This window comes from Clostridium sp. C8 (genome assembly GCF_001010885.1).
GTDB classification, from domain to species: domain Bacteria; phylum Bacillota; class Clostridia; order Clostridiales; family Clostridiaceae; genus Clostridium; species Clostridium sartagoforme.
Window position 1 is genome coordinate 1 of record NZ_LBMX01000023.1, and the last position, 13,464, is coordinate 13,464.

Genomic DNA, 13,464 nt, shown 5'->3' on the forward strand with positions numbered 1-13,464 from the left:
AGTTCACAGTTCACAAGGCACAGTTTACAGTTGTTTTGATTTTATAGGTAACAGGTATCAGGTAACAAGTACTAGAAGTAAACTATAATTAAAAATTAAGAAACATCTACTTCAAGGTAAGCTTAGGGACAGTAGTTAGTTTTGTGCCACAAAATAACCTAAATTTTTTCATTCTTTAATTTATAAATTGCTTTGCAATTTATATCATAACCTGTTACCTGTTACTTTATTCCAAAAACTGTGAACTGTGAATTGTGCGCTGTGAACTATATAAATTGCTTCGCAATTTAAATCTATAGTGAAGTATTTTCTCGAAATATGAAACGTATAATAAAGTGAAGATAATATATTTATATAAAAATGGGAGGAATTATTGTGAATTTAATTTTTATAGTTCTAATCGTATCTATTTTAGGACTACTCTTTGCAGCTTATCAATTATATCTAATACTAAAAGAAGATGATGGAGATGAAATTATACAAAAGATTTCAAACAGTATTAAAAAAGGAGCAAATGCATACTTAAAAAGACAATATAAAGGAGTAGGAATATTCTTCGGTTTAATGTTTGTCATATTCTTATTTCTAAGCATATTTGATTATGTTTCAATTTTTGTACCATTTTCTTTTATAATTGGTGGCTTCTTATCAGGCTTAAGCGGATATATTGGAATGAAAGTTGCAACTAATGCAAATGGAAGAACAACAGCCGCTGCTAAGAAAAGTTTGAATGGAGCTTTAAATATCTCTTTTAAAAGTGGAGCTGTAATTGGAATTGTAGTAGTTTCTTTAGGATTATTTTATATAGCATTAGGGTATTTATTTCTAAATTGTTATTATAATTACTTACCAGAAGGTGAGAGAGTAGTTGAAATAGCATCAAATATATTGACATTTGGTATAGGGGCATCTTCTATGGCATTGTTTGCTAGAGTTGGAGGAGGAATATTCACTAAAGCAGCTGATGTTGGAGCGGATTTAGTTGGAAAGGTTGAAATAGGAATTCCAGAAGATGATCCAAGAAATCCAGCAGTTATAGCTGATAATGTTGGAGATAACGTTGGAGATGTTGCTGGGATGGGAGCAGACTTATATGAATCATACGTAGGCTCACTAGTTTCATCTTGTGCATTAGCAGTAGCTGCAGGATTATCTGTAAAAGGAGTAGCAGTTCCTTTATTAGTTGCAGCTTTAGGTGTAGTAGCATCTATAATTTCTACATTCTTTGTTAGAACTAAGGAAGATGCAACACAAAAAAATCTTTTGAAAGCTTTAAGAAGAGGAGTATATATATCATCCATATTTGTAGCAGTTGGAGCCTTTTTCATTGTAAAAGCATTATTAGGAACTGAAAACATAGGAATTTATTTTAGTATCCTATCAGGACTATTATCTGGAATATTAATAGGATTTTTTACAGAATACTATACCTCAGATAATTATAGTCCAACAAAAAAATTAGCTGATATGACGAAGACGGGTCCAGCAACGACAATAATAGGGGGGCTATCTTTAGGAATGGTATCAACAGCAATTCCGGTGATTATCGTTTCAATATCAGTTTTACTAAGCTTTAACTTATCAGGAGGCTCAAATGATTTTAATTTAGGTTTATATGGAATAGCAATTTCAGCTGTAGGAATGTTATCTACTTTAGGAATAACGCTAGCAACAGATGCTTATGGACCAATAGCAGATAATGCTGGAGGAATAGCAGAAATGTCAAATCAAGATCCAGAAGTTAGAAAAAGAACTGATGCTCTAGATTCCCTAGGAAATACAACAGCAGCTACAGGAAAGGGATTTGCAATAGGTTCAGCAGCACTTACTGCTCTTGCTTTTATTGCAGCGTATAAAGATTCAATCGAAAATATGGTTAAAAGTGGAGTTTACAAATTTGAATTCAATTTATCTATATTAAATCCACAAGTTCTTATAGGTCTATTTATTGGAGGAATGATTACATTTCTATTTTCATCAAAGACAATGGATGCAGTTGGGCGGGCAGCATCTAAAATTGTTGTGGAAGTAAGAAGGCAATTTAAAGAGATTCCAGGACTTATGGAAGGAAAGGCAGAACCAGATTATGCTTCATGTGTTGATATTTGTACAAAATCATCTCAAAGGGAACTTATAACAATAGCAGTAATTGCTATTGCTACACCAATTGTAGTTGGTTTATTATTAGGACCAAATGGGGTTGCAGGATTATTAGCAGGATCTACAGTAACTGGATTTTCCATTGCAATCATGATGTCAAACTCAGGTGGAGCTTGGGATAATGCTAAAAAGTATATTGAATCAGGAGTTCTAGGAGGAAAAGGCTCAGATTGTCATAAGGCTGCTGTAGTTGGAGATACTGTAGGAGATCCATTTAAAGATACCACAGGACCATCTATAAATATATTAATTAAGCTTATGTCAATGGTATCAATAGTATTTGGTGCATTAATACTTGCTTTTGGAAATCTCTAAAATTATTTAAAATATAATAAATTAACTCTTTATTAGAAATATTAGAATATAATATAAAAGAAAATGCATATTCCTTACTACACTATTTAGTTGTTCTGATAATAGTATTGTAAGGGAATATGCATTTTTATTAATAGCTAAAATTTTATACTAACGATAAAGTTAATATACTTTATATAATAGGTATAAATGTTAATAAGATAATACTTTTTCCATTATTTGTTGACAAGCTTTGGCTACGGTTGTAAACTTGAATTAAGAATTACAATCGTAATCAAGAGAGGGAAAATTTATGGGGAATTTACCGAAAATATCAGATGCAGAATGGGAAGTCATGAAAGTAATATGGAGTTTAGAAGAAGTAACGTCAAGTGAAGTTATTGAAAGCCTTAGAGGAAAACAATTATGGAAGAAAACTACTATAAAAAGTCTTATTAGTAGATTGTTGAATAAGGAAGTTATTAGCTTCAAAAAATTTGGAAAGGAATATTTTTATTTTCCTCTTATTTCTGAAGAAGAATGTATTAAAGAAGAAAGCGAATGTTTTTTAAGGAAGGTATTTAATGGATCTGTAAATGAAATGTTAGTAAATTTTATTAAATCGGATAATCTAACTAAAGAAGATATAAATGAATTAAAAAATATATTAGATGAAATAAAATTTTAATTAGCCAAAAAACTTTATATATTCCTGATAAAAATAAGAGCACTTTAGTGCTCTTATTTTTATAGTTAAAAGTCGATTAAATATCTGTCAATTGTTTGATGTGTACTAACAATTGTATCACTGCTCATTTTACATTGCCTTAAACTCTTATTATCTCTTAATAATAAGGAGTAGATTAAATCAATTGTAAACAATGTCATTAAGCTATTAGAAAGGGATAATGAATTAGCAGCAATAATTTTATCAGCAGTAATTAACTTAACATCAACTATGTCATTTAATTTTGGGGAGTCATTACTTGTTATTGAAATTATTTTAGCTCCACGTTCTTTTGAAGCTATTAAAGCAGGATAGATATCCTTACATAGTAATGTAGGGACTATAACAATTAATAAATCCTTAGATGATATATTAGAAGTACATAGATGAATATCTAAAATATCAGTATGAGATTTTACATTTAACCCTATTAGTGATAATTTAAAGGCAAATTCATTTGCTACAAAAGATGTATTTATTAAAGAGATAATATGAATATTATTTGCTTCTTTAATAAGGTTTGCACTTTTAATTAATGCTTCTTCATTTAGCATAGCTGATGTATTATTAATAAGTTGTCTATAATCAAGTGATACTGATTCAATTATATTAGTATCTTTGTTTAAATAATTTTGAATTTCTCTAGTATTATTAGAAGTACTCTGAGCTAATGCTATTTTAAAATTATTAAAACCTTTATAACCTACCTTTTTACAAAAACGGTTAATACTAGCTTCTGAAGTACCAATTGCCTTAGCTAAATTGGTTATCGTATTTGTAATTACAAAGTCTGTATTATTAATTACGAATTGGCTTATTTCATTTTCACTAACTGTAAAGCTAGATTGTAACGAGATTATTTTCGAAATTACAACAGATGTCATTTAACATCCTCCTATAAAAAAGTTGTTTCTTATATGATAACAAATTTTTCTATTATAAACAATATTCATAGCTAGTAATAATAGGTAAAAATATTTGATAATTATTATAAGTGATAAATATGTATAGTAGAAAAATAAATGGCCTATTTTCAAAAAGTATGAAAGTTTTTGAAAAAAATATTCAAAAGCATTGACTGGGAATGAAAAAGATGGTAATATTTAATTAATGTTAACGTTAACAAACAATTGATAATATATCTGTATTCCATGATAAACTTATGATTGAATTATGGTAATTGTAAGTTTAGATAGATCAATTAATTATGGAGGAATGCTTAATGCTAAATATTATAGAACATGGTAAGGTTTATGATTTAATTGTAGCTGGTGGGGGAATATCAGGCACTATTTCTGCCCTTTCGGCTGCTAGAAATGGAGCAAAGGTTTTAATTGTTGAAAAGAATGGATACTTAGGCGGTGCCTTAACTGCATGTGGGGTAGGACCAATGATGACCTTTCACGCAGGAGAAAAACAAGTTATATTAGGAATAGGTGAAGAGATTGTACAAAACTTAAAAGCTAGGGGGTACTCTCCAGGACATGTTCGTGATACAACAAATTATATAAGCTACTTAACCCCCTTTAGTACTGAGGGAATGAAAATAATATTAGATGAAATGATAACTGAAGCTAAATGTGATGTGTTATATCATTCATTTATTGCTGGGGTAGATTTTGAAAATGAAGAAGTAAAATCCATTTATATTTGTAATAAGGATGGGCTAACTTCTTATAAAGCAAAGATATTTATTGATGCAACTGGTGATGCGGATATTGCAAATTACTGTAAAGTTCCATGTAAATTAGGAAGAGAATCTGACAGTGCAATGCAACCAATGACAATGAATATGAAATTATACGATGTTGACAGCAAAGAACTAAGAAATTATGCTAGAGAGAATTCAGAAAAATTTCCTAGATTAAATAAGGATATTAGTTTATTAGATTCAGCTCAAACCTTATCTTTTATAGGATTTGATGAAGAATTTAAGGAAGGTAAGAGAAAAGGTGAATTATCAATACCTAGAGAGGATATACTATTTTTCGAAACTTCAGTACCTGGAGAATTTATTATAAATACAACAAGAATAATTGAACATAGTGGAGTAGATGCAAAAAGTATCTCTGAGGCTGAATTCATTGGTCGTAAGCAATGTGAAGAACTATACAATTTTCTAGTAAGAAGAATACCAGGATTTAAAAATGCAAAAGTTGTAATAACGGGACCTTCAATTGGAGTTAGAGGAAGTAGACAAATATGTGGGAAATATACATTGACTGCAGAGGATGTTTTGGATAGGAAAAGATTTGAAAATGTAATAGCTCATTCCGCTTATCCAATTGATATTCATAACCCTAAGGGAGAAGGTACTATGAGTGTTCATGCTAAATCTTTTGATGATTATTATAGTATTCCATACGATATTATGGTGGTTAATGAATTTAAGAACTTATTAGTCACAGGAAGATGTGTATCAGCAACTTTCGAAGCTCAAGCAGCAATTAGAACAACACCAACATTGACAGCATTAGGACAAGCAGCTGGGGTAGCTGCAGCATTAGCAGTTAAATATGGTGATACTAGGAATATAGATATTAAGGAATTACAATCTTTATTAATTAAACAAGGAAGTTATATTGAAATATAGGGGGAATAATTATGAATAGTACATTACAATTAATTTTGATCTTAGTGGTATTTCTCGGTTTGGTAGGGCTAATGGTAGGAAGGAAGATTTCAACAATTTTAGCATTACCAATTATGGCAATAGCAATAGCATTTATAGCTGGCATTCCTTTTATGGCACAAGACCCAGAAAAGTTTACTATAGCTAAAAATGTATTAGAAGCAGGCTCCATGAGAATGAGTACAGCAATTGCTGGTCTTATATTTGGATCCTTATTTGGTAAAGTTTTAAGTAAGGTTGGTATTACAAGTACAATTATAAAAAAAGCTGCTGAACTTGCTGGAGATAAGCCGTTACCAATAGCCTTAGCATTCTTAGCTGTATCTTCAGTAATATTTGCGGCATCTAATGGTCTTGGTATGGTAATCCTAGTAGGTACAATCATTATACCAATTATGATATCAGCAGGATTAAGCCCATTAGTTAGTGGAATAGTTTTATTGCTTTCAAACGGAATTGGAGTAACATTCTCAGTTAGTACATTAGCAGTTTATATTGATGTTTTAGGTTTACCGCTTGAAACAGTTACAAAGTATTCATGGTTATGTGGAATCCCATTAATAATCGTAGCAGTTTTTATGATAGTATATTTTGTTAAGTATCAAGGAAAAATTAGAAAAGCGTGGGCAATGCCTACAGACGCACAAGCAAGAGGAACAGAAAAGAAAGTTAGAACTATAGCGTTAATTAGTCCAATTATCCCAGTAGTATTAGTATTCGCTTTTAAACTACAATTAGTACCAGCAGTTATTATAGGAATTTTAATTGCACTTATTTTATCTACTCCCAAAAATCCTTTACACATAGTATCAAGTGCTTTTGTAGAAGGTATTCAAGATGTTGCAGGTGCAGCAGGATTAATGATTGGTATAGGTATGTTATTAAATTCTGTAATGTCACCAGAAGTAGCAGCAATCCTTCAACCAGCTATTAATTTATTAATACCATCAAATCCAATTATGTATATATTAGTATTTGGTTTATTATCACCACTTGCAATTTATCGTGGACCTTTAAATGTATGGGGATTAGGAAGTGGAATTATTGCTTTACTTGCTGCAGGAGGAATGAATCCTATAGCTGCTATGGTAGCTTTACGTTTAGATTCAAATGTGCAAGCTGTATGTGATCCTACTAATTCTCATAATGTATGGGTTGCGGATTTCACTAAACAAGATGTAAATGAAATAATAAAGAAAACAATTCCTTGGATTTTTCTATCAACAATTGTTGGTTTAATAGTAGCAGCATTCATGATTTATTAGAATTAGATTCATCTAAGACTACCTTAAATAATGGAAGTCTTAGATGAACTATACATTGTATATAAGATAGGAGGATTTATTATGAATAAAGTAAGAATCGGGATAGATGTTGGTGGAACTTTTACAGATGCTGTAGCAATAGATAATGAAACATATGAATTAATAGCTAAAATGAAAATTCCAACTACTCATGAAGAAGGGGTAGCTGTAGGAGTTGTAAAGATAATAAAAGCAATATTAGAAGAGAATAATATTTCTCCTAATGACGTTGTATTCATAGCTCATGGAACAACGCAGGCTACAAATGCTTTATTGGAAGGTGATGTAGCAAGCGTTGGTATTATTGGTATGGGTACAGGTTTTGACTCAAGAGGTGCAAAGAAGGAAACTAACGTAGAGAATATTGAATTAGCTCAAGGTAAGTATTTAAAATCAGAGCATTTATTTATTGATTCTAAAGATGTTAATGAAGCTTCAATAAATGAAGCAATAAATACTTTAATTAAGGATAAATGTGATGTAATTGTTGCTTCAGAAGCATATAGCGTAGATAATCCAGAAAATGAACAGAAAGTAATTGAAATTGCAAATGGAAAGGGTTTATTTGCTACAGGTGGACATGAAATTTCTGAATTATATGGATTAAAAATGCGTACGAGGACAGCAGTTGTAAATGCTAGTTTAATACCTAGAATGATGCAGACAGCAAATATGACAGAAAAGGCTGTAATAGATACGGATATAAAATCAAACTTGATGATTATGCGCTGTGATGGTGGTGTAATGAGTATAAATGAAGTTAGAAAAAGACCTATTTTAACAATGTTATCTGGACTTGCAGCTGGAGTTGCTGGTGCATTAATGTATGAAAAGGTTTCTGATGGAATATTCTTTGAGGTTGGTGGTACAAGTGTAGATATTTCTGTAATAAAAAATGGTAAGGTAATGATTAAATATGCTCAAGTTGGAGGTCATAAAACATACTTAAGATCTTTAGATGTTAGAACATTAGCCATAGCTGGTGGTAGTATGATACGAGTTAAGGATAAGAAGATAGTAGATGTTGGACCAAGAAGTGCCCATATTGCAGGAATTGAATATGAATGCTTTACAGAGGAAAAGAAGTTTTCATTACCTAAAATCAAGTTTATTTCACCAAGAGATGATGATCCAAAGGAATATGCAGTAGTTGAAAGTGGAGGTGGTAATGATTATTCATTAACACTAGCAGGTGCTGCGAATATTTTAAATTATGTTCCAGAAGGTGATTATGCTAGAGGAAATATTGAAAGTGCTAGAATTGCATGGGCAACTTTAGCAGAATATGTTGGCTTAAGTATAGAAGAAGCTGCTAAGGAAGTAATGAAGATTGCAATAAATAAATTATCTATAGTAATTGATGAATTAATTCAAGAATATGATCTAGATAGAAAATTCATAGTCCTTGTAGGTGGAGGTGGAAGTGGTGCAGTTGTAGTAAATGCATTAGCTGAACACTATGATTTCAAATGGAAGTTAGCAAAAAATGCACCATTTATTTCAACTATAGGTGTTGCCCTTGCAATGGTAAGAGAGCAGATAGAACGTACAATAGTTAATCCTACAGAAGAAGACATTAAGCGTATACGTGCAGATGTAATAGAAAAGATTATTCAATCTGGAGCAAATGAAGAAACGGTAGATGTCAACATAGAAATTGATAGTCAAAAGAATATTGTACGTGCAGTAGCAACTGGTGCCACTGAATTTAGAAACAAGGATTTGAATGCAAAATCACTTAACCAAGAAGAGTTATTAAAAATTGCTTCTGAGGCTTTAGGAAGTAATTTAACTAATGTGTCTCCTATTTTTAGTACAGGTAGATGGCATTTAATTGAATCCTTAGTTGAGGAAAGTAAGTTATTTGGATTAATCAAAAAGAAAAAAAGTAGTAGTTGTGTAATAGATCGTGAAGGTGTAGTGAGATTAAAGAAGGAGAAGGCATTTTTTGTGGAATTCTCAAAATCTGAAATCCACAGCAAATTTGTTGAATTTGTTGATGAAAACACTACATTCTCTGATGCAAACGCAACTATACCTAAAGTATTTCTATTTTATAAGGAAAAGATGCTTGATTTAACTGGTATGCAAAATTTAGAACAGTTATTATCAATCACTGACTTAGAAACTGAATTCTTAAAAGATGATGACAATATAATTGCTGTAGCATATAAATAATTTTGAAATGAGGGAATATCATGACAAGGATTGAAGATTTAGATCAGGTGCTTGCTTTTGGTGAAATATCTGAAGATTTACTTTTTCATAAAATTGAAAAATATAAGGTGAAAGACTATATATTAAAAAGCTTAGAGATTGGATATGAAGTAGCTGATTTATATAGTGTTCACGATATATTTGAATTATATAAAATTAATGAAATAGATATCGAATACTCACAAAATAATGGTAACTTTTATAATGTTAATTTCAGAGCACAATTTGAGTGGGATAAACATAATAAAAGCAAAGTTATAATTTATAAAGATTCTATAAAAGAATTAGCTAATATTAGTGGTATATCAGAAGAATTATCACTAAAGATTCATCTATGTCATGAATTTTTTCATTATCATGAATTATCAAATAACACAGTAGTTTCAGAGGTTTTAGACCCAGTTGTTACAGTAAAGTTTATGAATTTTAAGCGTAAGGCAAATATAAGTAGGTGCAGTGAAATAGCAGCCCATGGATTTACTAAAAAGATACTAAAGTTAGATTGTCTTCCCAATTTTTATGATTATAAATATCTTATGAATATAGGCAAGATAAAAGATACATACTTAGATGAATTGGCGGATATGTACAAGAACTATTGTATGTAGAAGTCAAAGATAGTAATAAGAATTTGTAAAGTATATCAAAAAGAGTCTAAACATAAAGGAGATAGGGATGAAAAAAAATATTTTGAAAAGGACAAGTATAATTTATCTTGTTGTAATGATATTTGCAAATTTTACATCTGCTTACGCTTATAATATTGGACAGCAGGATATATGGAATATAATCAACAAGAGTATGTCAAATATAGGTAATTGGAGAGAAGTTGGTGCTGGTAATGGTAAAGTGATTTTTAATGAAGATGAAGGGTATGCTAACATTTCAAAATCAACTTTATCTGATAATGAACAAGGAAAATATCTATGGTTAGCCTCACCTTCCAATTTAGATTTACCGGACAATGAAGCTTTTACAGTGAAAATAGAGGCTAGAGTTCCAGCTCCTATTGCTAGCGGTGGTAGTGAGATATCAATAAGGACTAAGGGGATTGATAACAATGAAAATGGAAGAATCTCAAAAATATTTTTAACATACGGTGATGATAAAACAGGTAAGGTTACTGCAATTAATTGGAATGGAGATAATAAAGTAGTTAATATAGATACGACTATGTGGCACGAATATACATTCCTAATTGGAGAACGTGATAAAACTACTGGAAATAGAAGTTTCGATTTGTACATTGATGATAATAAGGTATTCGAAAAGATAGATGCTGCTAAAATGAAGGATGGAGACTTGGTAAGATTAGGTGCAGATGTAGGAAATCTTTGCAATCTAGATGTTAAGTCAGTACAAATAGGGAATGGTACTATTCTACCTGAGAAACGAAAAGAAATATCCGAAGTAACACTTTCATCTTACACTCATAAAGAGGGAAGTGAAAATACTATAAGAACATCAATTAAAACAAATTTAGTTGATGATGGCACAGTTTTTGAAGCTTTATTGGTAGATTCAAAAAATATACCTGTTAGTGGCATAAGAAATGAAGGTACTATTATAAATAATCAAGGTGAGATAAATTTAATTTTGCCAGATTCTCTTAAAATAGGGACATACTATGTACAAGTTAAATTTGATAACATTTCAAGAAATTCTGATCAATATATAATTACTGAAAACTTAGAGGCACCAGTTTTTCCTACCTTCTATTCAATAGATGAAATCATAAAAATTGATGATTATAAGTATAATCCAACAAAGGAATTTAATTTTCCTTCAATTGTAGATACAAAGGTTCATCCAATAGAAAATTCAATTGATCGTTATTATATGTTCTATGCACCACATGATGCTCCAGCTGGAATATGTTTAGCAACAGCACCAACTTTAGATGGACCATGGACTGAATATGGAAGTAATCCTTTAATATCCAATAGTTGGGAAAGTGAGAATGGGAATTACTATTATAATGTAACACATGTTTCATCTCCAGATGTAATGTGGAATTCTACGTATAATAAGTACTTTATGTACTTCCATGGAGAAAATAATGTAACAAGATATGCTACATCAGATGATTTAGTAAATTGGACATATGGTGGTGAATGTGTTAGAGCTAATGATTTCTCACCAACAGGTAAAGGTCTGACAGAATCAAGCTATGCACGTGTAGTGGAGCATGAAATTCCTGGATTAGATAATAAATATATAATGACAATTATGATAAATAACACTGCCAATATGAGAAAAATCTATTATGCTCATTCGAAGGATGGAATAGATTGGACTCCTGTAAAGGAAGCATTGGTATCGCCAGATAGTGACCCAAATATGAATTATGCTGGAAATATATCTGGAGCATATTTTATGGAATGGGAAGGCAGATATTATATAATGTGTCATGGAAGTACAGGAAATATGTATTCAGTGGAAGTTGGAGAGAGTCTAGATAAAGAAATCCATTGGGGTGTATTTTATGACTCATCAGATAGTTATCCAGACTACGCAAGATCTGGTGCTCCTGTATTTATACAAGATGATGAAGGTGTTTGGCATATGTTTTATGAGGGTGGAAAACGTCTTCATGCCAATATAATTCATGCAAAAGAATTAAGTGATGAAGAGAAAAATGAAATTAAATATGTTTCTCTTAAAATTAATAAGCCAAATTTAATAGTTGGTGAAAATGTAGAACCAGAGGTTGAAGTATTATTAAAGGATAATAGAATTTCAGACTTAAAGAATATAGACCTTAAGTTTAATAGTAGCAATGAAAATATATTAAAGTCTGAAAATGGTAACTTAATTGCATTGGTTCAAGGAACAGTAGAACTATCAGTTACTGCAACTTATAATGGCAAAAGTATAACTAGTGATATAGTAACCCTAGGAATTTTTGAAAATATAGAGTTACCTGAATTTAAAGCTGGAGAAACAATATTAAATAGTAATCAACTAACTAAAGGAACAGGATCAAACATTCAACTTCCTTCAGTAATTAAAGCAAAAGATTATTTTGAAAGTCCTATTGATAATTATTATATGTATTTTAGCTATGTTAGTGGAAGTGGTGGAATTGCTTTAGCTACAGCTCCAAGTCCAGAAGGACCATGGACTCCATATAATCACGGAGCACCAATTATAACAAGCACTTTAAGCGGAGATTCTAAAGGAGATGTTACAGGTGCAGCTCCAATATGGAATAATGAATCTAGTGAGCTTAATATGTATTATAGTCAAGCTAAGAATTCAGTAATGTTAGCTACCTCTAAAGACGGTATTAACTTTAATTTTAAAAAGAAAGTCATAGATTTAAGTGACTTTAATGGAAAGAGTAGTCAAGCCTATCAAGTAAGTGTTTATAATAATGAGATAACTGACAATGGAAATAAATATACAATGTTACTAACAGGTAATGTTGGAGGTAAAAGACAAGTTAACTATGCAACTTCTCAGAATGGAGAAGATTGGGAAGTAAATGAAGAGGCATTAATCACGCCAATAGATAAGGATAAAGGTAATATTGCATCACCAAGGTTGCTGATATGGGATAATAATAAATATATTGTATTTCATAATTCAAATGGAGATATAGAGATTGAATCTATAAGTGATGATTTTAGGGCTGTACAGAGAATTGGTACACTTTATGATTCAATTTTAGAAGAACCTGATTCAAATAAAGCATCAGATGCTTGGTTTTATGAGGAAGATAATATATTACACATGTATTATACAGCAGGAAGCACTGCAGGTACAGGATCAATTCCTAGTTCAAGGATTGCTCATACTTCAGTTGTAATAGAAGTTCAACCTACAGATCCAGGTGAAGAGCCTGAAAATCCAGGAGAAGGAACTACAGATCCAGGTGAACAGCCTGAAGATCCAGAAGAAGGGTCTACAGATCCAGCTGAGAAGCCTACTAATCCTATTGAAGAATCAAATGAGATTGGATATCTACCGAATACAGGGGATGCATCATCTAAACTACCGTATATAGCAAGTATCCTTATAGTAATAGGAATATTTATATTTGCTAAAAAGGGAGAGAAGATTAAGGTATAAATAGAATTAGATGAAAGGATCATATTAAGAAGCTTATAATTACTTCCTGATATGGT

At 31.1% G+C, this 13,464-nt stretch carries 8 protein-coding genes; 7 read left to right on the forward strand and 1 reads right to left on the reverse strand.

The window, feature by feature from the left end; translation table 11 throughout:
• Positions 1-375: 375 nt before the first annotated feature.
• Together AAT22_RS03725 and AAT22_RS03730 are read left to right on the forward strand one after the other, a co-directional pair.
• Positions 376-2,475, forward strand: coding sequence for a sodium-translocating pyrophosphatase (locus AAT22_RS03725; protein ID WP_156174280.1), 2,100 nt, complete (start codon positions 376-378; stop codon positions 2,473-2,475).
• Between the two features lie 292 nt (positions 2,476-2,767).
• Positions 2,768-3,142, forward strand: coding sequence for a BlaI/MecI/CopY family transcriptional regulator (locus tag AAT22_RS03730; RefSeq protein WP_047000301.1), 375 nt, complete (start codon positions 2,768-2,770; stop codon positions 3,140-3,142).
• 65 nt (positions 3,143-3,207) lie between these two features.
• On the opposite strand, the gene AAT22_RS03735 is transcribed toward AAT22_RS03730, so the two are convergent.
• A complete protein-coding gene (locus AAT22_RS03735) occupies positions 3,208-4,065 on the reverse strand; it encodes a MurR/RpiR family transcriptional regulator (RefSeq protein ID WP_016208741.1) in 858 nt (285 codons plus the stop codon).
• 338 nt (positions 4,066-4,403) lie between these two features.
• Between AAT22_RS03735 and AAT22_RS03740 the strand changes: the two genes are divergently transcribed.
• From AAT22_RS03740 to AAT22_RS18525, 5 genes are all read left to right on the forward strand, one after another.
• The gene (locus AAT22_RS03740) at positions 4,404-5,774 is read left to right on the forward strand and encodes an FAD-dependent oxidoreductase (RefSeq protein WP_016208740.1); all 1,371 of its coding nucleotides are present in this window, start codon (positions 4,404-4,406) and stop codon (positions 5,772-5,774) included.
• Positions 5,775-5,785: 11 nt separating this feature from the next.
• Positions 5,786-7,078 carry a citrate transporter gene (locus AAT22_RS03745; protein WP_016208739.1) on the forward strand — a complete coding sequence of 431 codons (1,293 nt, stop codon included), beginning with the start codon at positions 5,786-5,788 and terminating at the stop codon, positions 7,076-7,078.
• Between the two features lie 81 nt (positions 7,079-7,159).
• Complete coding sequence (locus AAT22_RS03750; protein WP_047000302.1) at positions 7,160-9,295, forward strand: hydantoinase/oxoprolinase family protein; 2,136 nt, start codon at positions 7,160-7,162, stop codon at positions 9,293-9,295.
• 20 nt (positions 9,296-9,315) lie between these two features.
• The gene (locus tag AAT22_RS03755; protein ID WP_016208738.1) at positions 9,316-9,942 is read left to right on the forward strand and encodes a hypothetical protein; all 627 of its coding nucleotides are present in this window, start codon (positions 9,316-9,318) and stop codon (positions 9,940-9,942) included.
• A gap of 67 nt (positions 9,943-10,009) precedes the next feature.
• Entirely contained in the window at positions 10,010-13,408 is a 3,399-nt protein-coding gene (locus AAT22_RS18525; RefSeq protein ID WP_052953902.1) for an LPXTG cell wall anchor domain-containing protein, read from the forward strand.
• Positions 13,409-13,464: the final 56 nt, after the last annotated feature.